Source organism: Rhodoferax sp. SPJ21 (assembly GCF_058216335.1).
This window is the reverse complement of record NZ_JBYZMO010000004.1, coordinates 312,259-334,182: the sequence shown is the minus strand read 5'-3', so window position 1 is coordinate 334,182 and position 21,924 is coordinate 312,259. Positions and strand designations below refer to the sequence as shown.

Genomic DNA, 21,924 nt, shown 5'->3' with positions numbered 1-21,924 from the left:
GTCAGTCCTTTGTAGTCGTGGGGGCGGTGGGCAAGTGCTGCCATTTGGTTGGCCTACCATTGCATACGGTTAGGGAGTGGCTTCGCCACCAGTCCCCACCATCTCGGGACAGTCCGGCACCTGCGCACCATCCCTCGCGAACAGAACCATCCCAAAAAAGAAGAACCCGAGTTCCGTCCTTGGGAGCAGTTTCAATCGGCTTCCATCCTTCCGGCGGCTCACTCAGTTGGGCCACAGGTGCGGCTTGGGGTGGGGTAGCTGGTACCCATTCGCATTTCAGGCACTCACCACCTGGCCATGAGCCGCAGACACAAGGCCCGACAACTTCACCGACTGGGTAGGCCGGGCGGCCACATGCCGCCTCAGTCTGCTTGATGCTTTCCGGCATGGCTTCATCATCAGCTACGCCCAGGAACTCAGCGCCTTCCTCTGGCACCTCCACGTAGTGCGCATAGATACCGCGCCCGCTGTGGCCGTCGCCTAACGATAGGCCGATCACGGCAGGTTCGCCCGCGTACATCTCAAGCAACTCGGTTGCCTGCTTCAAATCCAGCTCCAGAACTTGCGGATTACTCGCCACAGGTGCTGGCACTACTGGAGTGGCAAGCAGGCCACGTAATACCGCCAGACGCCAGGAGATATTTCCAGGCGGGATGCCCTGGTCTGCGCATAAAGCATGCGCATCAGAAAGCCATGGGGCGTCTGGGTTTGCAGCAGCAAGCTGGGCTTCTAGGGCTTCTACTTGATCGGCGAGGGAGCGCAGGGCCGTAGTGCTGGATATGGCCGACACAGAGGCGCCCATGAGCCCCGCTGGAATTTGCTTGCCGTCAGCTCGGTCTGCGATGTAGCGCGCCTGCGCCGGGGTGATTGTGGTCATGCCGACACCCCCGCCCATGGGTTGATACCACCGGCAAACACGCTGCGATAGGGCATCTGCGCCAGGTCCAGCACCACGGTGGCGTGTGGCGCTGTTTTGGTTGCCCCGCGCTTGGACTTCGCCTTTGTGACGTCCGTTCCAGGACCGGCTGCCCACATGCTGCTCAGGATTCGCTTTCCGCTGATGCTGCGGGTTTCATCCATATCTCCAACATGGATCTTCCCTTTCAGTCCGCTGGTGTAGAAGCTGACACTGGCAGTAGACATGCCTAGCCGAAAGGCGATGTCTTTGCTTGTGATGGGCCCGTGTGTCTTGATGAGGTCCAGCACTTCGGCTTCGCGGTTGTGCTTGATCATGCTGCGCTCTCCAGAGCATGCCCAGCGTTCATCCTGCGCACCACCTCAGTCATCGCATCGCGCATCTGCTGCGGGCTGCTGTTCTCCACCAGTTGGTCGTAAAGTTGCAGCATCACGGCGATGTCTGTCAGGCCCAAGCCATCCAATCCCCATCGCTGAGTGGTTTGATGGCGCGCCTTGATGCGCATCAGGGCATCCATCGCGGCTTGGCATACCGCGACACACTGCTGGTCGATGGATTCGCTTCGGACAAGCGAGACATTGGCGGCCCCGGCCAGGGTGTGGAAGTCTTCTTCCACGGCGCGCCCAGTCTTCATTGCCTCAAATGCCGCGTGCGGCGGAATGAGGATGGCGGTGATCTCGCTCTGTTGGAATGATCCAACTCGGCCAAAGGCTCGCTCCATGGCGCGTGGGTCGCGCTTGGCGCGTGCTTGATTTCGATGCGCTGTTTTCATTGGTTACTCCATTTCACGCCGCAAGCGGCAACACACTGGCCAGAGCTGGCGCCGGATGACGCAGCCACGTTGAATCTGAGCGCGCTGCCGCACTTCGGGCAGGGCATCGTTTCAACCACGTCAGCTGCAGGCTTGAACGCCGGCGGCGCGCAGTACGTGGTCTTGACGTGCACCAGGGCAGCCTGGATCTTGGGGCGCAGGGCGGTGAATTGCTGTGTAGTCATGGCCGGTTGTCCGTTCCGCACCGCGCACACTGGCCGCCGTAGTAGTCAGCCGCCGACACAAAGACGCCACAGCCATTGCATCGGTACTGCTGGACATTTGGCCGCTCTTTCTTCTCCAAAACGATGCCAGTGCCTTCCAGCGCCTCGGCTCGCTTGATGTACTGGAAGTCCACCGCCGGGCGCGTCCGTGCATCGATATAAGCGCAAGGCCAGGGGATATCGCTTCGGCGCGCCTGGTGCATCCGTACGGCGTCATCTTTGGTGTAGACCTCGGCCTTGCTCAGGTCCGTGGTGTAGCCGTTGCTGCCCTTGGCCCACCACAACACGTCATTGCCCACGAAGCTGCGGGAGTCTTGCAGGTAGAAGCTGTCGCTCATGGTGCGGCACCAACTTGGGCGCCGTCGCTGGCCGGCACAACCTTTGGCGGTGCTGGCAGCGGCATCCAGTGCGTGGGCTGGCGGCCAGGGTAGCGATGGTCCTCGGCGCCGAACGAGCGGCCGGGGGACATACTCTGGAAATTCACGTCCGTGAAGCCGGCATCCGCACCCATGTAATCGGCGCCGTCTTCCTCAGCCTCCAGCCAGTAGCCCTGCACCGACTCGCCGGGGTCACCGTCTTCTTCGGGCGCCCGGCCCAGGATGATGGAGGAGCCGTCACGTGGCGCGGTGGCTATCGGCAGCCATGCAGTCAGCGGCAGCAGCCTGTCCCGCTCAGCCACTGCCGCAGTGAATGCATCGTGCTGGGCTTGGGTGATGTGGATCATGCTGCTGCCCTCCCGTAGATCTGCGCTTCGTGAGCGAAGTTCGCCCGGACAAGAGCCTCAGCCAGCGGTGGGCACACGCTGTTGCCACACATCCGCACCTGGGCCGTCTTCGTCAGCGCCAGGCCCTGGGCCGGGTCATCGCCGATGATGTAGCTGGCTGGAAAGCCCTGGGCCCGGAACAGTTCGCGCGGCGTGAGCATGCGCAAGCCGATGTCCACAATTTGGTAGTCCTGGCCTTTGATAGTCACCAGGCCAAAGCGGTCGCGGCTGGTGACCGTTGCCAGTGGGTCGGTAATCTCCGGCGCCTGGTCGGTGCCGTAGTAGCTCAGCAGGAAGGCGCGGACCTCGGCATGGTGCTGGCCGCCGGCGCTGACCGTGTGCAGCGGCTCGTCGGCCGCCGCCGTGCTACTGGTACCGCGCAGCTTGATCAGGTTGCTTGTGACGATGGCCGCAGGCATACCAGACGCCGCCACAGTATTCAGCGGCACCTCAATATCGCGTACGCCATGGCTCCAGCGCGCTTTGCCGTTGGCCTGCTCGCCGTGGCCCATGTGCACAAGGTGCGCGGCCACCAGTGCGGTGTCGTATTTCGCGCAGATGGTTGCTACCGGTTCCTCGATGCCGCGCGGGCGACTCTGGCCGGCCCGGGCGCCCACGCCCACGATGGTGTCCGACACTAGGCTGTGGTGGTCCACCGCCGTTACTGTGCCCATGGGCTCGGCCACATCGCTGCCGACAACGCCGGTGTAGTGCTTCGCCAGGAAGGCGGACACCAGCGCATGCTTGGCCGCGCCGCCCACCACGGTGCCCAGCGGCTTCTCGATGTCCAGTGCCCGGGGTGCCTGGCCTTCGCGCTCTCCATAGCCGGTTTGTACCAGCGTGGCGGCAGCCAGGGCAAAGTGACCGCCCTTGACCTGGGCGCACTGGGTACGCAGTGGCTCGTCGGCGCCGAATACGCGCTGGGTCGAACTGTTGGCGTGCTCGGTCAGGAATGGTGCCATCGTCACGTCCACCAGAGCCTTTTCGCCTCGGTTTGCGCCGGTAACAGTATTCATGGGCGCATCGAGGGCTTCCACCCGGTCGCCGCCCTGGTGGGTCAGCGGCACGATGAACGGCTGCTCGGCGTCCACCACGTAGCGCATGATCCCCTTGGCAATCCGGCGTAGGGTGGCGTCGGCCAGCGGCTTCTTGCGCTCAAAGATTGATGGGCACGGAATGGACCAATCGATGCACTCGGCCGCCGTGCGCCAGGGCAGCAGCTTGCCGGTCTGCACTGCTGGGCTGCCAGGTGCGCCATGCGTGGCCGGCGGCCGGGCTACGACGGGTAGGCCGTCGCGGCGCGCAACCATGAAAAAGCGTTTGCGTATAGTGGGCGTGCCGTAGTCACAGGCGCGCAGTTCCTCCCAGTCCACCGTATAGCCCAGCGCTTTCAGTTGGCGAATGAAGCTCTCGAAGGTCTTGCCCTTCTTCGCGGGGTCCGGCCGGGCAGAGCCGTCGGCATCCACGATCAGTGGGCCCCAGGTTTTGAACTCTTCGACGTTCTCCAGGATGATGGCGCGCGGCTTGCACTTTGCAGCCCAGCGCAGTGCCACCCAGGCCAGGCCGCGAATCTTCTTCTCCACGGGCTTGCCGCCCTTGGCTTTGCTGAAGTGTTTGCAGTCTGGCGACAGCCACACCAGGCCCACGGGCTGGTTCTGTGTCACCTCGATGGGGTCCACATCCCATACGCTTTCGCACAGGTGCCGGGTGTGCGGATGGTTCGCCGCATGCATCGCCAGCGCTTCGGCGTTGTGGTTGATAGCGATGTCCACCGGGCGACCGAAAGCGGCTTCCAGACCGGTGCTGGTTCCGCCACCGCCGGCAAAGTTGTCGATGATTAGCTCGCCGGGGAAGGCCAGCGGCATGGTGAAGGTGTCACGTTTCACGCTGCATCCCCAGCCACCGCACGCACCAGTGCATCTTCCGGGCTGAACGGGTCCACCGGCAGATCGTCAGGGTCCAGGTCGAACGGCAGCGGATTGGTATCGTTGTCGCTGCTGGCGGTAGGCGTTTCCACCTGGGCCACAGCGGGCGGAGTCAGCGTGATGTGGATTTGCTCGTCCGTCAGGCTGGCGATCTTGCCCAGCACTTCTTGCGTGAGCAGTTCGCCGGAATACTGCACCGTCCAGTACAGGATCACCGTGCCGCCTTCCTTCGCTTCAAATGCAAACCCGGTGACAGTGCACAGGTCCAGGTCAATATTGCTGCGGTCGTCGCCCAGGCCGAAGTCCAGGTGCATGTAATAGCCCTTGCGCTTTTCCTTCTTGCGCCAGCTGAATTTGCTGCTGTTCAGGTGGGGGTTGCGCAGGTTGGGCAGCACAGCGGGCACGCCCTCGATCTCCTCCTGGCCAGATTTGTCGGCGCGGTTGCAGTAGATGGCCGGCAGCAGCTCGGGGTCCAGCAGGTTCAAGATCGTGTTCATGCCTTCGATGCGCATGCTCATGTCGATGGCGGGCACGTGATCGTCGCCGTGCAGTTCGCGGCGCAGGTTGATATGGGAGAGTTGGACGGCGGTGAGTTCGCGCAGGGCAAAGGAAGTCATGGATGCTTTCTGTTTGATGGAACTAGGCTGCAGCGCACGCCTTATGTGCGCTAGCAGCTATTAATTTGAGAGCGGCTTAGGCCGTGGCCTCAGTCGTTTCTTCCTTGGGTGGCGCGAACTTCTCAAAGGCCAAGGGCTTGATATGCTTGCCGAAGTAGGTGCCGATGGACTCGGCACCGATAAACGCGGCGTGCGTTTCGGGCAGAACATCCGGGTAGTGATAAACGGCGCCAGCGCCGCGCGTGAACTGCACAGCCAGGGTCTTGGTGGCTTCTTCGTAGCCAATAGCCGCCACCTGATTCGATTGCACCGGCACCAGGGTGATGGGTGGGCGGGGCTTGTCGCTGAAGGCGGCGGGGGTGGGGAATGTCTTGGTCATGGTTGCTCCTTTGGTGGTTGGGCTGGTCAAGGGACGAGGGCGAGAGGAAACTGAGGGTCCGGGCTGGCTTCGAAAGGAAGGTCAACGCCAATCGTCATACCCAGATCCAGAAGCATCCCCTTCACGCGGACAAGCTCCGGGCCACAGAGGCCGGCCTGCCGTTTCAGCGGGCAGCCATGCAACTGGAACTCTGGCGAGTTGCGCAGGTGGGTATGGGCCAGCAACAGCACGGCGCGCAGCGTGTCGATTTCCGTGTCGCGTAGCCCAATGTCGAGCCTGCGGGAGTGTTCGATTTGCATGGCGGTTACGCGGCTTGCTTGGACTGGACCGCTTCAATGTGCTCCACCAGGGCGGCGCAGATCAGCGGAAACGATGCCTCGTGGTACACGCCATGGGCGCCAACCTTGGCCGCTGGCTCGAAGCCCAGCGAGCGCAGGAAGTCGGCCGACAGCGCGAAGCCCAGGCGGTCGGCGATGGAACCCAGCTTGAGCGTGGGCGGCGCGCTGGCGGCAGGAATCGGTGCTGGCGCGGCGGCGCGCATGGGTACGACGTTGGCGGATAGTGCCTGTGCTGGTGTTGCTACAGCTTCGGTAGCTGCTTGCGCAGTAGCCGCCTGCACTGGCACGGACTCTGCCGCTTTTCGTATCGCTTCAGCTGCGGCATCATCAGCAATTTTCTTGGTGGCAGCCTCATGCGCTTCGACGCGGGACTTGATCAGCAGCGCCAGATCATCCGGAGCCTTGCCCACTAGGTGCGCGCGATCGGCGAAAAGCTCGGCATGGCCGGCGGCGTCAATGGTGGACAGGTTGGCACGGATGCTTCGCGCCGAGGTGTCCGCTGCGATCTTGCCGGCCGCCAATGCTGTGTTCAGAGCATCCTGCATCAGTGCCAGGTTGCGCTTACCCTTGATGGCGGCTGCAAAGTCTGGCATTACCAGAGGAACCCAAGGGCCACCGGTTTCCTCTTTCAAGGCGGTGATGTGCTGGTTGTAGGCCGTGCGGGTGTCCAGCACCATTTTTTCCTTGACCTCGTTCTCGCGGCGAGTAACCAAACTGTCCAGGTCCAAGCGAATGCGCCGGGCTTCGGCGCTGATCTCGTCCATCGTTCGGAACACGGCATCGATCGTTTGAGTCTGTCCGAGGATGTGCTCCTTTCCGGCAGCGATACGCTTTTCTACGTCGTTACACCAGCGGACGGTGGCCTTGGCAGTGGCAAAGTCCTGGTCGGTGTTCAGTTCGCGGTTGATGGCGCCCAGCACTGCCATAGCGTGATCACGGTAAGCGGCCAGGTTGCTGTCAGTGACCTCGCCACGCACGCTAACCATGAGCGCAGGCAGTGATTCCATCGTCTTGCCCACGGGCTTAGGCGCTTCCGATGCGGCGGGCACATAGGCCGCCAGGTCGATCTCGAACTGGTTCCACCCTGCGCGGATTTCTGCGGCCAATGCAGGGTCGGAGTAATACCAGCAGTGGCGCTCTTCCTCCAGTTCTTCGCCCACCCACTTGGACGCCATGAACAGCACTCGGCCAGCACCTGAAACCATGCACTGCTGCTCGTTCTGGACGCGGTAGGCCATCGGCAATTCAGCACCGCCATGCTTGTCGCGGTATTCCGGTGCGATGCTGTCAATCGCGTCGAATGCTTTGCGCAACTCGGCGTTCAAAGATTTGTGCTCGAACGCCGTGTCTTCGCCCATGGTCAGGCCATCAAAGCTAGCCGACAACTTGCCAGAAGTGCCAGTGACGGGGAACAGGTCTTCGCCAATGATTTCCTCGGCCAGCGGGCGGGCGAGGGCTTCAAAGCGGTGTCCATCATCAAAACGGCGCTGTGTGACTGGGTCCACTTCCGGGGCAATGCCGGTATGCATTTCGTGCAGCAACTGTGTGCGGGTCTTGTACGGGCTGCAGCCCATCATGGCCGGCGCATCGCTGGCATTGAAATGGCTGCGGCGGTGTGCTATCCATTCGGGGCTGCCTTGGATCAGGGTTGTGGTTTTCATGGTCTTTTCCTTACGTGGTGAGTTGGGCGCGGCGGGTGTCGTACAGCGCAAGCAGTTCGGCTGTCTGGTCTGGAACAGTGATGGCGTTGATCAGGTCGGCGGCGTCATCCAACTGCTCTTCTGTCTCGGCTTTGTGCAGCTTGTCGGCTACCTCCGCATACGTGACGGCTATCGGTTGGGCGCTGGTTGCCGGAGTGCTGGCGGCATCTGCCGTGGGCGCTGCGGGCTTCTTGCGGATTGCTGTCTTTTGCTCGTCTGTCAGGGGGTGCTTGACCTCAGCCATCTGGATGATCTCGTCGGCAGTCTTTCGGCCATCGGCGATAACCTTCAACCAGGTCGGAAGGTTGGTGGCGAACTTGTCGGCGGGGTAGGTGATGGGCGCTTCCACCTTCACTTCCTCGGCCATGCCCATGTCGCGCACTGCTGCACCTGCAGCTGCAATGTCCTGCTGTTCTTCGGCAATGGCGATGCCCTTGAGCACGTCGGCGAACTTGTCGCGCAGGGCAAAGGCCCGGGCGCGCATCTGGCGCATGCGCTTGGGGTATTGGGTCCAAGGCCCTTGCTTGCCCAGCAGGCCGGCGGTCTTGGCATCGGTCATGCTGAAGGTGACAACGTGCTCAACATCGCCGCGGCGCTTCACCCGGCAAGTGGCTTCGGTGCCGTCATCGCTCTCCCGGACGTACTCGCAGAGCGAGCTGTTTTGCACCAGCGCCAGCACAGCGTCACCCCACAGTGAAGGGCGGCCATTGATCACCGCCAAATTCTGCAGGGCCTGCAGCGGCTTGAGACCCAGCTCAGCGCCCCACTGCATAGCGATAAGGCAGTTGCCGGGCTTGCCCTTGAAGTCCTTGGGCACCATTTCGCTATCGGCCAGGTAGTCGGCGAAGATCAGCGCCTGATCAAAGTTCTGCGGGCTCAGATCGAGTTGTTGGCGGGGTGCGGCCACTGCAAGCGCGGTCGCTTCAGGTGTTGAGGTTTTCACAAGTAGCTCCAAAGGTTGGAAATCAGGGGGGAGAACAGGAAGTCGATGGCCTGCCACTCGGCGAAAAGGAGGGCGGCCAAGGCCAGGCCGCAGAGGGCAGGGCGCAGACGGTTGGGCTTGGGCGCGGCTTCGGTGTCGATCACCTGGCCGCCGTTGCGGGTGTGGAGCTGGATCACGCTGCCCTCCCCCGCCGGCAAATGAGGTGGCCCTCGGTGGTTTCGATCAGCGTGGCGTCTGCACCTTTGGCCTGGCGGCACAAGGCCTTCACCTCGTCGCGGGTCAGCGGCTCGCTGTATTGGTCCTCGGGTGACTCCAGGCTGCAGCCCACCAAGATCAGCCCGAACAGCAGGGCGAAGACGGCAGGCCAGCGGCGGGATGGGTTCTGCTCGGCCCACAGCTCTATGAAGTTGATGGGCATGTCAATCTCCCTTCCGTGCTGCCAGCATTGCGTCGGCAAACTGATATGCGAATCGGGCGTATTGGGCTTTTTCATCCAGGCCATCGGACGGTACCAAGCCCAGATCGCGCCAACTTGCAGTCGAAGTGAGCAATGCAGGCAAAGCCTTGGCTGCAAAGTAATCACGCATCGACATGCCCCCGCTCTCGTTAGGCTCGGAGCAGTTCATGGTTCCTAGAGGGAGAGGGAACGCGTTGCCTCCGTCATCCACCGCGCTCACGATGCTTGCTCCAAGCTGTTGCTGTCGCGCTCCAGCCCTTCGGCTACAGCTGCTGTCGGCAGGGTGATGAGAGCATCGGCAGCCGCGTGCTCGGCCAGGTCGTCGTCGATGGAGGCGCACCAGGCTGGCGACAGCGGCAGGACTGTCTGGGCTGCCAGCAAAGCGCGCACACGTTCAAAGTACAGCTCTGGTTTCCAGTTTGCTTGGTTGTCCCAAGCCGCCAGTGCTTCGCGGTGCAGGTCTAGGGCTGCCGCCAGCGCGGGCTGGGCTGGCTCGGGGCACAGCAGCTGGACGGGGAGAGATAGCGGCGCGTTCATTTACGCCACCTGTCCCGCTGCCAACTTCACTTTGTCCAGCACCCGGCCATAAACCGAGTACTCCACCAGCTCGTCCATCCGCGCCTCGAAGCGCTGCGACAAGATGGCACCGATGACCGTGACGTTCTTCTCACGGAACGCGGCCACCAGCACCGGGTCTTCAACGTTAATCAGCTCGCAGATGTCCTCGGCTTTGAACGCGGCCTTGTGGCGCTTCTCGGCATCACGGATTTCTGCATCCGATGGCGTGTCTTCGGACCAGTACGGCTGGCGCAGCAACGGCTGAGATATGGGCGCAGTACGGCCCGTGGTTAAGCGCATTTCGACTCCTGTTTGTTTCAGTTCACGCACCACGGGCCACCGGCCCTAAACCCCTTTCTGCATCCTGTCGGTTCGCCGCGTATCGCTCGGCTGGGTTGTTTGGTTTGTTAAGTCGTATTAAACAGCACGTTTAGTGTTTTGTCAAACACGGTGTTTAGTATGAAAAGGAAAATGTTTAGAAAATTGGCTGCCGTGTACTCAAGATGGAGGACGGCATGGCGTGGCTGGTGCCAGTACCATGACGCGATGTGCAACCGCTACACAGCCCCGGACGTAATCGATATGGAGCGCCTTTGGCAGGTGACAGGCCGCAACCCGCTGCGGTGGTGGGAAACAGCCAAGCTTGGCCGGGAGATCGCACCGTTGTCGATAGGGCCGTACATTCGACAGGAGGGGGTGCTGCAGGTGGGGCAGTGGGGAATGATCCCGCCACGGTCTGCGACGCGTACGCCCACGACCGCCGACGGTCGTCGCATGTCCACCAACAATGCACGCGTTGAGCGGGTGGCCAGCGCCTGGACTTACGCCCAGCCCTGGAAGCACGGCCAGCGCTGCCTGATTCCGGCCATGGCATATGTGGAGCCGTACTGGGGCTATGGCGGCAGGAACATCTGGTGGCGCTTCGTCCGAGCGGATGGCCGGCCCTGGGCGCTGGCCGGAATCTGGAGCGAGTGGACCGACCCGGCTACAGGCGAGGTGGTGCCCAGCTATTCCATGCTTACCCAGAACTGCGATGCGCACCCGCTGCTCAAGTTGATGCACAAGCCGGAGCTGGACCCGAAGACGAAGCTACTGCTGCTGGAGCAAGACAAGCGGGCGGTGGTGCCCATCGAGGCTGGGGACTGGGACGCCTGGCTGCATGGCACGGTGGAGCAGGCGAGGGCACTGATCAAGTTGCCTGCGCTGGAGCTGATAGCTCATGGGCCGGAAGACCCGGAGAAGCGGGTAGGGCTGGACCTAGAAACGGGGGAGGGTGTTGCCCTAGGAGGAACTGGGCAGCTGTTTTAGGACGTAAAAAAGCCCGCGCTGGGCGGGCTATTTAGACGTCAATGCAGAACCGGACTAGGGCGAGATGCTTTCCTCGGTTCTTCGTATTGGCGGGCTCGATCAGAAACAACGAACTTGATGATCGCTTTCATGTTATCCGAGCAACCGCGGAACTTCACGGATTGCAATACGTTTTTGCCATGGTTCAGCACTACAACACCGATCAGCTCATCCACGAAAGATTGAGTGGCCTCGGTGCCTTCAAAATCAATAATCACGGTTTCGCCCATGCTCAGGGCTTCCTCGACTTGCAGACGGAATGGAACAGCAGCTGGTCGACTTCCAAGGCCTCGTGGGCTGACGATTGGGCCAAGGTTAGCAGGGTGCAGTGAAAGCTCGGTCAACATAAATGCTCCTGAGACTTCATCGGAAAAATATAAGTTTTGCGATATCTAACTTCAGAGCAACTCTAGCAGAGAAAAGCACTTGGTGATGTGCGTCACAAAAATGAGACCTCCAAAGGATCATCTTCTTTGGGTAAAAGTTCTTGCAATCGGATGGACGGTAGCGCCGAACGCCTGCAAGAGAAGCCGATTGCAACGCCGTCCCAATACCCTTCATTCGGCCAAACTTCTGTCGCATAAGTGTTTGACACCACATGCGCATTGCCTGACGAGATTGTGAGCCCACCCTTGGCAGACTTCGCTATTTTCGCGGTTGTAGTGAGGCCAACGCCTTGGTTGGCATGGGTGTTGTAAAGCAACCCATCACGGTTGCAGCTTACTTTGGGGAGTAGAGCTGTCTGAATGGCGCCAATATGGCTTTTTTCTATAAGTTGTGCGTGATTTTTTAACGTTTCAAGCATGCCGCAGCCATTATCTACAACCGCCATTTTTACATATCCAGATCCTTTGTAATATTGAGCCGCTACCCAGACTGTGGCTCGCAGGTTATTTTTCTGGCGGGCATGTGTTAATGAGTTTTCTAGTAATTCCGATAGGGAGTACCAAATAGGATGGCGATATTTATCAAAATTAATGGAGTCTGCGTCAGGGTTGCTTGCCTCTCCAGCTTTGGGAGGGGTAAGCGCTCCTGTGATGGCGTCAGCTAACCGGTTGGCCACGTCATCACTGTCCGCGTGACTGTGTATGCAAGTCAATTCTGTCATGCCATCCCGTAGGTTGGTTCTATTTTGTTCTGGAATATCGACATCATTTATGTCGATATGTTCGAAAAAATCCATCCTGGTCATGTAGCTTGTAATTTCCCTGCGTAACCAAGGCATGGATATTCTTTGTGTGTCTCTAGGTGCTAATAATGCCGCCAATGTCGATAATCCTAGGGGGTCAATAAATTCAACGTTTGACCCGTCTAGTACAATTTTGGAATCCTGGCAGTTTTTCACTTGAGTACTCAGTGAGAAAAGCGAGGATAAATCCCGGCTTCCAATAAACTTTGGTAAATACAGTTCCATTGTTGGTTATGATATTTTCTAATGGTTAAATATATATTTCTGCTGGCGGAAGGCTAATTTGGTTTGTACCACTCGTTCGCAATAGAGTTGCGCTCAGTGTCGACATAGCCTTGCCTCCCGCCGTGTCTTCGCCTTGTGGTCCTCTATGGACAGCCACTGCATGTTTTCCGGCCTATCTGGTCCGTTGCACTTCAGCGGGATGATGTGGTCCACCTGGTAGCCGGGACAAGATCCACGCATGCGGCCGGTGGAAGGGCAGGGGTGATCTGCCTGGAAGGCGTGCACTGCGGCTTTGCTGCGAGGGATGCGGGCGTCGGCCGCCAGCGGCAGCAGGGCGGCAAGCGATAACACGATCGCCAAAAGCATTAATTGCATATGACCTGGTCTGGTCCAATCCTGGTGCAGGTCTTCGGCTGTGCTGCAATGGCCGCAGCTCGCTGTGTAGCTTTGATGCCGGCATGGTCGCGCCAGAGTTCATAGGCTTGAGTAGAACGCTGTCCTCCGCACGCCGCCTTCACCAAGTTGTCCAAGCACTCAGCCTTTGCATTTTGTGCAAGCAGCTTTCCCTTTTCGTCACCCAGTGCGTAATAAGAGAATTTGCACTCAAGCGCGTTTGGATTCACTGGCGTATTGCTGCAGGTTGCCTGCCTGGATTCCCTTGCTTGACGCGCCAAGAAGTCTCGGCGGGCATTGGCCGCCTGCTCTCGTTCTGCGGCTATGTCCTGGGGATTGGGTGCGCTTTGAATCTGCTGGCCCGCCTGCCCAGCTGCGCATGGCGCATCGCTGAATGTGATCCTTCCGGCTGAGTCCTTGCATTTGATGATCTGTGCGCTAGCGCTTATGGATATTGCGCAGGCAGCTATAAATAGAAGAGCATTTTTCATGGTGCGTGCGCAGCAGCAAAGGCGTTCACAGCTCTGGTCAGAGCAATGGATGGGTAAACACCTTGCTGAATCAGTTCATCTCGCCGAACAATGATCTTTTCAACGATGGGTGCGCCCTCCGGTGTATCCAGGTAGGGATAGTCTGCTGCGGCCCTGGCCGCGATAGCTTGCATATCTGTAAGCTCTGTAGTTGTGAATAAGCGCGGCGCAGGCATCGTTTGTACGGCCTCAGCCTGTTGCTTCGCCTTGGGTTGCCCGTTCCATGCTGCAATTGGTGCCTTGGTCGGAGTGGTCGCGTCTTCGTAAGAGAATGCGGCTGTAGGTGGCTGGCTTCCTGCCGGCTGGGTTGGCGGGATGGTTGCAACGGGTGCGAAGTCATCGAAAGGGTTTTTTGCCGGAGGTGACATCTGACCAGCCGACCAATCGACGGCGGGCGGCGCACTAGGATGATCCACAGACGACCATTGGCCCAATTGCACCAGCACGGCCATCACCATCACAAGAATTGAATAGTTGGATGTTAGTTTTGACTGAAGACGACTGAAAAATATGCTAGGCACCACCGTAACTAGGCCTGCAAATACCACCACCGCCATCCACATGGAAAACCACATTGAAATGGCGTTTGGTATCCATCCAATAATGTATGGACTAAGAGCGAGAATTCCACCTGCCAAACCAGTAGCCGACCACCCATCATCAAGTAATAGCCGTTTTTTCCGGTAGGTGGCCTGACTGTCATCGATGAGGACTCGCGCTTCCACATCAACAATATCGTCGTTGCTCCTGTTCATGGAGTGCACCAAAAAAGTGAATAGGTACATGTCGCAAATAGTGCGATAGCTATGAAATTTGCAGCAATATTCATGTGTTCGACGAGTGCTTTACATGAATTCTCATCCGGTATCTGTCACAAAAGGTCAATCGCCATCCACACATTTGGGGATAAAGCAGCACGCGCGCACCAAGCCGAGACGCAGGTCAGTAACGTGCGTGTTACAAAGTCCACTTTTATGATTCGTGAGACGTTAGAACTTAGGTGCCCGTGGAGCGCAACGGGGGTTCTTGAGCGTCGATTTCCCCCAGCAACTGGCCGAGCCGATCGATCATTTTCTGCGGGTCATCCGGCCGCAGCGCCAAGTTCTTGAGCGCCACCGAGGCCAGCTCTCTATCGTCCTGGTCCAGCTCCACCAGCATGTCAGCCAGCTGTTTCGCAACGTAGCGGATGCCCGGCTTCTGTGGGATGAATGCTCTCGGAGTAGCAAGAGCGCCACCTATTTCATCCTCGCCGGTGACCAGGCGAGCGCCGATACCTTTCATCACCCACGTTGCGGAACACCCAAAAATATCCTGGGCTTTGAGTGCCCCGACCTTGGATACCCCGCGCCTGCCCCAATTGGTGACCGTCTGCTCAGATTGTCCCAATGCATTTGCCAGGGCTGCAGGGCCCACCAATCCGTCGAGATCGCGCGCGACAGACAGCAACCTTTCCAGGGAAGGGTGGCGGTCCGAGGGCATGTCTTTCATATAGGGAGATGATGCCAAACTAAACAGTACGTTGTTACACGCCATGTTTGACGGAGGACTAAACATGGTGTTTAATCCGGGCATGACTGATGCCGAACTAATCACCAAATTGGGCGGGCCAACAAAGCTCGCCGCTCGTCTGGGCTATACGGAAAAGGGCGCCGTGCAGCGAGTCCAAAACTGGATGACGCGCGGAATACCTGCCGCTGTCAAAGTCGATTTCCCCGAGCTGTTCTTGGGGCGTCAAGTCGGCGCACCCGGTGCAGAACTGGAGTCCGTCGCCGCCGACCCCGCCCCGGTAGGAGGGCAGTAAATGCACTCCATCAAACCCCTGGCCTCCCTGACCGAGGCCGAAATCTGCACGCTCGCCCAGGCTGCCGCTGAACGTGGCGAAGACCTGGACGAAGCCAACCCCTTCACCTTGGGCCAACAGGCACAGCGCGACCAGTTCGCCATTGCCTTCCTTGAACGCCAAGACGAACTGCAGCCTGCAGATTAGGAGATTCCCCCCATGCCAGATTACGACGACGAGTTTTCGAACCATCACAACGAGTTCGCCCGCAGTTCTGCGACGGATGCATTCGGCAAGTTGGACAACGAGCTGCCTCCAGTGCGCATTGACGACCAGACTTTGATCGAGCTGCAGCGCTTGGCCAACGAATCGCGCATGAACTTGAGCGAGTTCATCCGTACGGTAGTGCGAGTTCGCGTGTGGGGCTTTGAGCATTTGCAGACTGTAGCGAACGACCGGTTGCGCCGCGCCGTGGGCAATGTGGAGCAAATGCCAAGCACGGGCGAATCGAAAGCTGCAGCATGAGCGCCGCCACCTGGGTTGACTGCTCGCCAAAGTGGCCCGATGGATCTTGGCGCAGCACGCAAAACGCATTCTGTGGCGACACCGGCTTTGAGCCAGTTGAATGGTCCACCTCGGCATCTGCAGCGTACGCCACCCGCATGCACAACGGCACCGCTGGCTTCGGCCATGCCATTGACGCCGCTGGCCGCAAGACTGTGCTGATGGAAACCCGGGTGCTGGGTAGCTCCATTGCTACGCCGGCAGACAAGAAGGTCAAGCGCCAGCGGGGTGCTGCGATATGAGCGAAGTCCTGGCCCCAGTGGAGCAACTGGACACCGAGCTGGTGGACGACAGCGCACAGTTCTTTGCGCCCACCGATTCCGACTTGATCGACCAGTTATTGGGTGAATACCAGCAGCTGCGCGGTCAGATTAACCAACTGGGCAGCATCGTCGATGGCACCCTGGGCAGCGTGGTGCATTACTTCATCGAAGGCAACTGCAGCGATGAACGCAACCGCATCAGCCATGTGAAAAACATGTTCGAGGTGCCCGGCGCCGTGGCTGCGCTGAACGCGGCCTACTGGTCGAAGACCTTGAACCTGACCGACGTGCTGAACTGCATGCCGCAGAAGCGCCGTGACGAGTGGGCTGAGTCCATTCGGAACCCCGCCGGCAAGAAGTCCAGCAAGTCCTACGGCAGCACCGCAGTATGGGAGATCGAGCCTTTGCCAGAGTACACGGCAGAAGCAGTGCGCCCCACGATCCAAAGCCTGCTGAACATGCGCCAGCAGTTCCTGGCTGAGCGCGTTGACGGCATGTTTCGTGGCTTGTCAGGCGACCATGTAACCAACACCCCCGAGGGCTTCGGCAAGCGGATGATCATTGCCCGTGTTCTCACGAGCTACGACACCAGCGAGCACACCACCTGCGGCCTGATCAACGATCTGCGCTGCGTCATTGCGAAGTTCATGGGGCGCGAAGAGCCACACTGGAACAGCACATCCAACCTTGTGCAGACGCTCCGTAGGAACTGGGGCGAATGGGTCGCCATTGATGGCAACGCCTTGAAGATCCGCCTCTACAAGAAGGGCACCGCGCACATGGAGGTGCACCCCGACATGGCTTGGCGCCTGAACTCCATTCTGGCCCACCTGTACCCCCTGGCCATCCCCGCACAGTTTCGCCAGAAGCCGAAGCGCAAGGCCAAGGAATACGCAATGATCGAAAAGCCGCTGCCATTCGCTGTGCTGGGTCTGTTGGCTTCCCTGATTGATCACAAAGAGCCAGACGGCACAGATTTTCGGCACCAGCAGAAATGGCGCCAGGTGCCGAATGCAAAGCGGTTCCACGGCGGAACAGGCATCGTGCTGGAGCAGGCAGAAGCCGTGCTGCAGGCCATCGGTGGCGTGCGCAAAGTGGCAGGCAAAGACCTGGACTACTGGCAGTTCGACTACGACGCGACGGATGTGCTGGACTTGATCACGGCATCTGGCTGCATCCCTGACCAGAAGGCACACCAGTTCTACCCCACACCTGCCGGGCTGGCTCAGCGAGTCATTGACCTGGCTGACATTGGGCCAGATGACGATTGCTGCGAACCAGAAGCGGGACAGGGCGGCCTGGCCGACTTGATGCCGAAGGAGCAGACCACCTGCATTGAGGTGTCTCCACTGCATTGCACCATTCTGCGGTCCAAGGGCCACACCGTCCACGAGGCTGACTTCCTGGAATGGGCTGAGCACGCCGCAGCTGCAAGCAAGACGTTCACGCGCATCGTCATGAATCCACCATTCAGCGAGGGCCGTTGGTTGGCCCACCTGCAGGCTGCGGCCACGCTGGTGGCGCCACTGGGCCAGATCACTGCGGTGTTGCCTGCCAGCGCAGCCAAGATCAAGCTGCCAGGCTTTGAGCTGACTTTCCACGGCCCTTATGCCAACGAGTTCCCTGGCGTGAGCGTGTCGGTGGTGATCCTGGTGGCGGTGCGCACATGACCGCCGACACCAGGGCGCTAGACGCCGAGATCCTGCACTTGAAGATTCGGCTGGCCGGGCGCGAGCTGGAGCGCGCCATGCTGCTGGGCCAGCGCGCCGTGGCCGAAGGCTTCCGTGTGCAGATGTACGCGCTGATTGCCGAGCGCCAGGACGCCGAGCTGGCAAAGGCTGAGGCGCGGGGTGAGTGCTTCTTTGCTGCTGCGGGCGACCTGGACGGCCAGGCCATAGCGGATAGGGGGGGGTCTCTGTGAACTATTACGAGAAGCACATCGGCGACTACATCAAGGACACGGTTTCCCTGTCCATGCTGGAGGACGGCGCTTACAACCGTCTGATCGACCAGTGCTACCAGACCGAAAAGCCATTGCCGCTGGATGTGAAGGAGATCTATCGGGAAGCCCGGGCCATTTCCGCAGCCGAGCGCAAGGCCGTGGACTACGTGCTGCGCAAGTTCTTTGTGGAGACCGAGGCAGGCTATGTGCAGAAGCGTATCAACGCCGAAATCGCACGCTACCAGGACAAGCAACGCAAGGCAAAGGCATCTGCGGATGCACGGTGGAGTAAGGACAAATCGCATAGCGAACCTGATGCGTTCGCATCCGATCCGCATGATGCATCGGACATGCGAACGCATAGCGATGGCAATGCTCTCCAGTCACCAGACACCAGTAACCAATCTTTAAAGAAGACAGTTACGTCGCCAGCCAAGCTGCCGACCTGCCCATACGACGCCATCGTGGACCTGTACCACGAGGTGCTGCACGAGCTGCCGAAAGTCCGGCTGATGCCGCCTAAGCGCAAGAAAGCCATCGCCAAGATTTGGGACTGGGTGCTGACTTCGAAAAAGAAGTCCGACGGTTCACGGCGCGCGGAATCTGCGGAGCAGGCGGTGGCCTGGCTGCGCAACTACTTCGAACGCGCCCGCAGCAACGACTTTCTGATGGGCCGCACGCCCCGTTTCGGCGAGCACGCGAACTGGCAGTGCGACCTGGACTTCCTGCTGACCGACAAGGGCATGACGCAGGTGATCGAAAAAACCCGTGAGACCGAGACAACATGAACGCCGCCGCTGAACCAGAACTGCTGGACGCCATTGCCAGCACCGAAGCCGAGCACGCCATCCTGGGCGGCCTGCTCTGCGATAACCGCCTTTGGGATGCCTGCGGCGACACGTTGAAGCCCTCCGACTTCTTCGCCGAAGTGCACCAATCCATCTTTTCGACCGTGATGGTGATGGTGAACGCGTGCAAGCCAGCCGACGTGATCAGCGTTTTCGATGCCCTGGGCGGCGAAGTGGAGCTGAAGTACCTGCACCGCCTGGCCCAGTATGCGCCGTCGTTCAGCAGCATGCGGCAGTACGCAACCATCATCCGGGAGCGCTCGCTCAGCCGCGACTTGATGGCCGCCGCCGCCGAGATCCAAGACCTGGCGCGCGACCACACCGTGGGCATTGAAGAGCGGATGGACACTGCGGCCGGCAAGCTAGCCAAGCTGCTGCCAGACTCGCCACGCGACGACTGGCAAGACCCTGCCGCTGGCACTGTGCAGTTCCTTGACGCCATCCAGAAGGCACACGACGGGGAGGAAGACTTCTTGCCCACCGGCTTGAAGGACATCGACGACCGGCTGGACGGCGGCATGCGCAAGGGCGAGGTGATCGTGATCGCCGGCCGCCCAGGCATGGGCAAAACCGCGCTGGGCATGACGATCAGCGAGAACGTCGCGGCGGCCAATGAGCATGTCGGTTTTCTGTCGATGGAAATGCCGAAGGCTCAGGTGAACCGGCGCCGCGTGGCCATGATTTCCGGCATCCCACTGCACAAGCTCAAGCGGCCGGAGCGCATGAACGACTGGGAATGGTCCCAGATGGCCGCAGCGGCGGACAAGATGCGCCTGGCGCCGGTGTACGTGAGCGACCAGGGCGGCCTGAACATCAACCAAGTGCGTCTCAAGGCCCGCAAGCTCAAGCGCCGATACGGCCTGCGTGTGCTGATGATCGACTACATCGGGCTGATGGAGGGCACGGACAAGAAGGCCAACCGCTCCACCCAGCTGGGTGAAGTCAGCCGCGGCATCAAGGCACTGGCCAAGGAGCTGGACTGCACCATCCTGCTGCTGGCCCAGCTGAACCGCGAGGTAGAGAAGCGCGTGAACATGCGGCCCATGATGTCCGACCTGCGCGAGTCCGGCGACATTGAGCAGGACGCCGACATCATCTTGTTCGTCCACCGGCCCGTCCACATCAAGCCCGAGCTGGGCGACGAGTGGAAGAACTACGCCGAGGTCATCGTGGGCAAGCAGCGCGACGGTGACAGCGGCATGGTGGTGGACATGCACTACTCCGGCCAATCGGTTCGCTTCTTCGACTGGCAGGGTGATCGCCCCAGCTCCGGCGTGCGCCCCAAGGGAGGCGAGCTGTGAATGCCGTTCGACTACCAAGCCCACAACCAGCGCATGGTGGCGCACTTCCTCTGGCTGGAGGCCCAGGAAGTGGAGTACGCGAAGTACGCCCTGCAGGCCTACCGCGCACACCCGGACAGCCCAAACCCGCAAATCCTGGCCGACGTGAAAGCCGAGAAGGCACGCCGGGCCCAAGCACTCAACCAACCGGAGAAAACATGAACTGCAAACCTGGAGATTTGGCCTATGTCGTCGTTCCACCTGGATTCGACAAGCTCTTGGACGGCAAGTTTGTTGATGTCGGAACGGGTGGCCGGAACGATATGAGCCCGCGACAACGGGTAGCAACACACGATGCCTCTGGCCGAAAACTGTGGAACTGTACTTTTCACGCGCCGTTTGAATGGCAGGGACGAAAGGTTTTCCAAGAGGACCTGCTTGATGCTTGGCTCCGACCCATTGGCAACCCTGGCGAAGATGCCGCTGATGAAACCCTGCTGATCTTGCCCGCGCCCAGCGCAGAACTGGTGGCAGCATGACCATAGTTATCGGCTGTGACCCGGGATTGACTGGCGCCTGCGCCGTGCTGGACCACAACGGCCTGCGCGCCGTCTTCGACCTGCCCACGATGAAGATTCCCGGCGTTGGCCCGAAGGCGCTGGTACAGAACAAGATCGACGGCCGCGCCTTCTGCGCGCTGCTGCTCAAGCACTGCCCGGCCAGCGAAGCTAAGCCCACGTTTGTCATCGAAGCTGTGGGCACCATGGGCGGCGCAAACAACGCTGTGCAGACGCAGGGCTCGCTGCTGCGTTCTTTGGGTGCTCTGGAAACTGTAGCGGAGTGCCTGAAATTTCCAGTGACCTATGCCAACCCGCAAAAATGGAAACGCTGGTATGGGCTGATCGACTCTGACGCCACTGCAACGGCACGCAAGGCCAAGGCCATGACCACCGCGCGCGCGCTGTTCCCGGGCTGCAGCGAGATTGCGCGGGCCAAGGACCACAACCGGGCCGAGGCCATCCTGATCGCGCACTGGTGGCGGCGGCTGAATGTGGAGCTGGAGCAGCCTGTCGCTGAGCTGCAGCTGGAGGCCGCTTGACCATCCACTTAGTCCCCTGCGGCCGTGGCCGCTGGAATGTGCTGACCATGCACATCGATGGCTACCACCTGGCACCGTTTGTGGTGGAGGTGGGCGCTATCTGGGTGCTGGGCCATGCCAAGTTCCGCATTACCGAGGTGCTGCCGTGATCGTCCAGCACCTAGTTGACAGCCGCCAGAGCGCCCACGCCGCCGCTACCGCGCTCTATGGCACAGCCTGGCGCGGCACAGAGAAGGGCCGCAGCTTCCTGATGCAGCTGATCAGCTCAGAACCAGATCGCCGCCACCAGCTGCGCAAGATGTTCCACGGCCCGGTGCTGAAAGACATTTCCGAGCAGGTGTGGGTGTTCGATCCGGTGACGAGCCGCCGCGTCCGGTACGTGCCCGCGGCCTGGAAGATCCTGTTCGCGCAGATGTTTATCGCGCCCACGTTCGAAGAGGTGGTCGTGAAGGGCAAGAAGGTCGTACGCGAGCGCCATCGCAGTTCTGAGGAACTGACAGACGACCAGTTTTCTGTGTTCCTGCTGCAGGTCCAGGCGTTCGCCGTGTGCGAGCTGGGCGTGGAGTTCACGGAAGAGGGCGGCCAATGACTGCATTTAACGACAAGCCTATGTACTCGGTCGGCATGCTCTCGGTGGGCACGCGTCCAACTGTGGTCTTCATTACAAATGGTCATTACGTCTGGCGCGAGCCGCCGGCGTACGTGGCGACAGATTTGCCACGGCCGGAAACCCTGGAGCAGCGCAAAGAGCGCCTGCGCGTCCTGGCCAACCATGGGCGCAAACGCGCCTGGTAACCCAACCCGATGCCGCGCGGCCCCGGCCTTGGGCGCAG

Annotated in this window: 38 protein-coding genes; 15 read left to right on the top strand and 23 right to left on the bottom strand. The window is 60.2% G+C overall.

Going from position 1 to position 21,924, the window contains the following annotated elements:
* Nucleotide 1: 1 nt before the first annotated feature.
* From AC4BBN_RS20950 to AC4BBN_RS20870, 17 genes are all read right to left on the bottom strand, one after another.
* Entirely contained in the window at nucleotides 2-877 is an 876-nt protein-coding gene (locus tag AC4BBN_RS20950; RefSeq protein ID WP_490593954.1) for a hypothetical protein, read from the bottom strand.
* Nucleotides 874-1,233 carry a hypothetical protein gene (locus AC4BBN_RS20945; protein ID WP_490593953.1) on the bottom strand — a complete coding sequence of 120 codons (360 nt, stop codon included), beginning with the start codon at nucleotides 1,231-1,233 and terminating at the stop codon, nucleotides 874-876. Before AC4BBN_RS20945 ends, AC4BBN_RS20950 begins: the two co-directional genes overlap by 4 nt.
* On the bottom strand, nucleotides 1,230-1,688 hold the full coding sequence (locus AC4BBN_RS20940; RefSeq protein ID WP_490593952.1) for a hypothetical protein: 459 nt from the start codon (nucleotides 1,686-1,688) through the stop codon (nucleotides 1,230-1,232). The genes AC4BBN_RS20945 and AC4BBN_RS20940 overlap by 4 nt, the downstream gene beginning before the upstream one ends.
* Nucleotides 1,685-1,912, bottom strand: a complete 228-nt coding sequence (locus AC4BBN_RS20935) for a hypothetical protein (protein ID WP_490593951.1) — start codon at nucleotides 1,910-1,912, stop codon at nucleotides 1,685-1,687. The genes AC4BBN_RS20940 and AC4BBN_RS20935 overlap by 4 nt, the downstream gene beginning before the upstream one ends.
* Nucleotides 1,909-2,289: a hypothetical protein gene (locus tag AC4BBN_RS20930; protein WP_490593950.1), complete on the bottom strand. Its 381-nt coding sequence runs from the start codon at nucleotides 2,287-2,289 to the stop codon at nucleotides 1,909-1,911. Before AC4BBN_RS20930 ends, AC4BBN_RS20935 begins: the two co-directional genes overlap by 4 nt.
* Nucleotides 2,286-2,675 carry a DUF551 domain-containing protein gene (locus tag AC4BBN_RS20925; RefSeq protein WP_490593949.1) on the bottom strand — a complete coding sequence of 130 codons (390 nt, stop codon included), beginning with the start codon at nucleotides 2,673-2,675 and terminating at the stop codon, nucleotides 2,286-2,288. Before AC4BBN_RS20925 ends, AC4BBN_RS20930 begins: the two co-directional genes overlap by 4 nt.
* Nucleotides 2,672-4,600 (bottom strand): DNA cytosine methyltransferase, encoded by a 1,929-nt coding sequence (locus AC4BBN_RS20920; protein WP_490593948.1) that lies wholly within the window; start codon nucleotides 4,598-4,600, stop codon nucleotides 2,672-2,674. Before AC4BBN_RS20920 ends, AC4BBN_RS20925 begins: the two co-directional genes overlap by 4 nt.
* A complete protein-coding gene (locus AC4BBN_RS20915; protein WP_490593947.1) occupies nucleotides 4,597-5,256 on the bottom strand; it encodes a hypothetical protein in 660 nt (219 codons plus the stop codon). The genes AC4BBN_RS20920 and AC4BBN_RS20915 overlap by 4 nt, the downstream gene beginning before the upstream one ends.
* Before the next feature lie 76 nt (nucleotides 5,257-5,332).
* Nucleotides 5,333-5,635 carry a KTSC domain-containing protein gene (locus AC4BBN_RS20910; protein ID WP_490593946.1) on the bottom strand — a complete coding sequence of 101 codons (303 nt, stop codon included), beginning with the start codon at nucleotides 5,633-5,635 and terminating at the stop codon, nucleotides 5,333-5,335.
* Nucleotides 5,636-5,661: 26 nt separating this feature from the next.
* Complete coding sequence (locus AC4BBN_RS20905; protein WP_490593945.1) at nucleotides 5,662-5,934, bottom strand: hypothetical protein; 273 nt, start codon at nucleotides 5,932-5,934, stop codon at nucleotides 5,662-5,664.
* 5 nt (nucleotides 5,935-5,939) lie between these two features.
* Nucleotides 5,940-7,634: a YqaJ viral recombinase family protein gene (locus tag AC4BBN_RS20900; protein ID WP_490593944.1), complete on the bottom strand. Its 1,695-nt coding sequence runs from the start codon at nucleotides 7,632-7,634 to the stop codon at nucleotides 5,940-5,942.
* 10 nt (nucleotides 7,635-7,644) lie between these two features.
* Nucleotides 7,645-8,616 carry a hypothetical protein gene (locus tag AC4BBN_RS20895; RefSeq protein WP_490593943.1) on the bottom strand — a complete coding sequence of 324 codons (972 nt, stop codon included), beginning with the start codon at nucleotides 8,614-8,616 and terminating at the stop codon, nucleotides 7,645-7,647.
* Entirely contained in the window at nucleotides 8,613-8,792 is a 180-nt protein-coding gene (locus tag AC4BBN_RS20890; RefSeq protein ID WP_490593942.1) for a hypothetical protein, read from the bottom strand. Before AC4BBN_RS20890 ends, AC4BBN_RS20895 begins: the two co-directional genes overlap by 4 nt.
* Nucleotides 8,789-9,034, bottom strand: a complete 246-nt coding sequence (locus tag AC4BBN_RS20885) for a hypothetical protein (RefSeq protein WP_490593941.1) — start codon at nucleotides 9,032-9,034, stop codon at nucleotides 8,789-8,791. The genes AC4BBN_RS20890 and AC4BBN_RS20885 overlap by 4 nt, the downstream gene beginning before the upstream one ends.
* Nucleotide 9,035: 1 nt before the next feature.
* On the bottom strand, nucleotides 9,036-9,209 hold the full coding sequence (locus tag AC4BBN_RS20880) for a hypothetical protein (protein ID WP_490593940.1): 174 nt from the start codon (nucleotides 9,207-9,209) through the stop codon (nucleotides 9,036-9,038).
* A gap of 80 nt (nucleotides 9,210-9,289) precedes the next feature.
* Nucleotides 9,290-9,610, bottom strand: a complete 321-nt coding sequence (locus AC4BBN_RS20875) for a hypothetical protein (RefSeq protein ID WP_490593939.1) — start codon at nucleotides 9,608-9,610, stop codon at nucleotides 9,290-9,292.
* Complete coding sequence (locus AC4BBN_RS20870; protein WP_490593938.1) at nucleotides 9,611-9,931, bottom strand: hypothetical protein; 321 nt, start codon at nucleotides 9,929-9,931, stop codon at nucleotides 9,611-9,613. It abuts the gene before it with no gap.
* Between the two features lie 159 nt (nucleotides 9,932-10,090).
* On the opposite strand from AC4BBN_RS20870, the gene AC4BBN_RS20865 reads away from it, so the two are divergent.
* Nucleotides 10,091-10,939: an SOS response-associated peptidase gene (locus tag AC4BBN_RS20865; RefSeq protein ID WP_490593937.1), complete on the top strand. Its 849-nt coding sequence runs from the start codon at nucleotides 10,091-10,093 to the stop codon at nucleotides 10,937-10,939.
* A gap of 38 nt (nucleotides 10,940-10,977) precedes the next feature.
* Here AC4BBN_RS20865 and AC4BBN_RS20860 read toward each other — a convergent pair whose 3' ends face one another.
* The 6 genes from AC4BBN_RS20860 to AC4BBN_RS20835 all read right to left on the bottom strand — a co-directional run bounded on the left by AC4BBN_RS20860 (nucleotide 10,978) and on the right by AC4BBN_RS20835 (nucleotide 14,794).
* A complete protein-coding gene (locus AC4BBN_RS20860; protein ID WP_490593936.1) occupies nucleotides 10,978-11,325 on the bottom strand; it encodes an STAS-like domain-containing protein in 348 nt (115 codons plus the stop codon).
* A gap of 92 nt (nucleotides 11,326-11,417) precedes the next feature.
* On the bottom strand, nucleotides 11,418-12,392 hold the full coding sequence (locus tag AC4BBN_RS20855; protein ID WP_490593935.1) for an ATP-binding protein: 975 nt from the start codon (nucleotides 12,390-12,392) through the stop codon (nucleotides 11,418-11,420).
* 93 nt (nucleotides 12,393-12,485) lie between these two features.
* Nucleotides 12,486-12,632: an HNH endonuclease signature motif containing protein gene (locus tag AC4BBN_RS20850; protein ID WP_490593978.1), complete on the bottom strand. Its 147-nt coding sequence runs from the start codon at nucleotides 12,630-12,632 to the stop codon at nucleotides 12,486-12,488.
* A 125-nt stretch (nucleotides 12,633-12,757) separates the two neighbouring features.
* Nucleotides 12,758-13,276 (bottom strand): DUF4124 domain-containing protein, encoded by a 519-nt coding sequence (locus AC4BBN_RS20845; protein ID WP_490593934.1) that lies wholly within the window; start codon nucleotides 13,274-13,276, stop codon nucleotides 12,758-12,760.
* The gene (locus AC4BBN_RS20840) at nucleotides 13,273-14,070 is read right to left on the bottom strand and encodes a hypothetical protein (protein ID WP_490593933.1); all 798 of its coding nucleotides are present in this window, start codon (nucleotides 14,068-14,070) and stop codon (nucleotides 13,273-13,275) included. Before AC4BBN_RS20840 ends, AC4BBN_RS20845 begins: the two co-directional genes overlap by 4 nt.
* 241 nt (nucleotides 14,071-14,311) lie before the next feature.
* The gene (locus tag AC4BBN_RS20835) at nucleotides 14,312-14,794 is read right to left on the bottom strand and encodes a hypothetical protein (RefSeq protein WP_490593932.1); all 483 of its coding nucleotides are present in this window, start codon (nucleotides 14,792-14,794) and stop codon (nucleotides 14,312-14,314) included.
* Between the two features lie 73 nt (nucleotides 14,795-14,867).
* Between AC4BBN_RS20835 and AC4BBN_RS20830 the strand changes: the two genes are divergently transcribed.
* From AC4BBN_RS20830 to AC4BBN_RS20765, 14 genes are read left to right on the top strand one after another with little or no spacing between them, the layout of a single operon-like run.
* Nucleotides 14,868-15,116 (top strand): hypothetical protein, encoded by a 249-nt coding sequence (locus tag AC4BBN_RS20830; RefSeq protein ID WP_490593931.1) that lies wholly within the window; start codon nucleotides 14,868-14,870, stop codon nucleotides 15,114-15,116.
* Complete coding sequence (locus AC4BBN_RS20825; RefSeq protein ID WP_490593930.1) at nucleotides 15,117-15,302, top strand: hypothetical protein; 186 nt, start codon at nucleotides 15,117-15,119, stop codon at nucleotides 15,300-15,302. It begins immediately after the preceding gene.
* Nucleotides 15,303-15,314: 12 nt separating this feature from the next.
* On the top strand, nucleotides 15,315-15,620 hold the full coding sequence (locus AC4BBN_RS20820; protein WP_490593929.1) for a hypothetical protein: 306 nt from the start codon (nucleotides 15,315-15,317) through the stop codon (nucleotides 15,618-15,620).
* Complete coding sequence (locus AC4BBN_RS20815; protein WP_490593928.1) at nucleotides 15,617-15,901, top strand: hypothetical protein; 285 nt, start codon at nucleotides 15,617-15,619, stop codon at nucleotides 15,899-15,901. Before AC4BBN_RS20820 ends, AC4BBN_RS20815 begins: the two co-directional genes overlap by 4 nt.
* Entirely contained in the window at nucleotides 15,898-17,592 is a 1,695-nt protein-coding gene (locus AC4BBN_RS20810) for a DUF4942 domain-containing protein (protein WP_490593927.1), read from the top strand. The genes AC4BBN_RS20815 and AC4BBN_RS20810 overlap by 4 nt, the downstream gene beginning before the upstream one ends.
* Nucleotides 17,589-17,843 carry a hypothetical protein gene (locus AC4BBN_RS20805; protein ID WP_490593926.1) on the top strand — a complete coding sequence of 85 codons (255 nt, stop codon included), beginning with the start codon at nucleotides 17,589-17,591 and terminating at the stop codon, nucleotides 17,841-17,843. Before AC4BBN_RS20810 ends, AC4BBN_RS20805 begins: the two co-directional genes overlap by 4 nt.
* A complete protein-coding gene (locus AC4BBN_RS20800; protein WP_490593925.1) occupies nucleotides 17,840-18,652 on the top strand; it encodes a YdaU family protein in 813 nt (270 codons plus the stop codon). Before AC4BBN_RS20805 ends, AC4BBN_RS20800 begins: the two co-directional genes overlap by 4 nt.
* Nucleotides 18,649-20,013 (top strand): replicative DNA helicase, encoded by a 1,365-nt coding sequence (locus AC4BBN_RS20795; RefSeq protein WP_490593924.1) that lies wholly within the window; start codon nucleotides 18,649-18,651, stop codon nucleotides 20,011-20,013. The genes AC4BBN_RS20800 and AC4BBN_RS20795 overlap by 4 nt, the downstream gene beginning before the upstream one ends.
* Nucleotides 20,014-20,214, top strand: a complete 201-nt coding sequence (locus AC4BBN_RS20790) for a hypothetical protein (protein WP_490593923.1) — start codon at nucleotides 20,014-20,016, stop codon at nucleotides 20,212-20,214.
* A complete protein-coding gene (locus AC4BBN_RS20785) occupies nucleotides 20,211-20,531 on the top strand; it encodes a hypothetical protein (protein ID WP_490593922.1) in 321 nt (106 codons plus the stop codon). The genes AC4BBN_RS20790 and AC4BBN_RS20785 overlap by 4 nt, the downstream gene beginning before the upstream one ends.
* Nucleotides 20,528-21,091, top strand: a complete 564-nt coding sequence (locus tag AC4BBN_RS20780) for a hypothetical protein (RefSeq protein ID WP_490593921.1) — start codon at nucleotides 20,528-20,530, stop codon at nucleotides 21,089-21,091. Before AC4BBN_RS20785 ends, AC4BBN_RS20780 begins: the two co-directional genes overlap by 4 nt.
* Complete coding sequence (locus AC4BBN_RS20775; protein WP_490593920.1) at nucleotides 21,088-21,240, top strand: hypothetical protein; 153 nt, start codon at nucleotides 21,088-21,090, stop codon at nucleotides 21,238-21,240. Before AC4BBN_RS20780 ends, AC4BBN_RS20775 begins: the two co-directional genes overlap by 4 nt.
* Entirely contained in the window at nucleotides 21,237-21,680 is a 444-nt protein-coding gene (locus tag AC4BBN_RS20770; RefSeq protein ID WP_490593919.1) for a hypothetical protein, read from the top strand. The genes AC4BBN_RS20775 and AC4BBN_RS20770 overlap by 4 nt, the downstream gene beginning before the upstream one ends.
* Entirely contained in the window at nucleotides 21,677-21,886 is a 210-nt protein-coding gene (locus AC4BBN_RS20765; RefSeq protein WP_490593918.1) for a hypothetical protein, read from the top strand. The genes AC4BBN_RS20770 and AC4BBN_RS20765 overlap by 4 nt, the downstream gene beginning before the upstream one ends.
* Nucleotides 21,887-21,924: the final 38 nt, after the last annotated feature.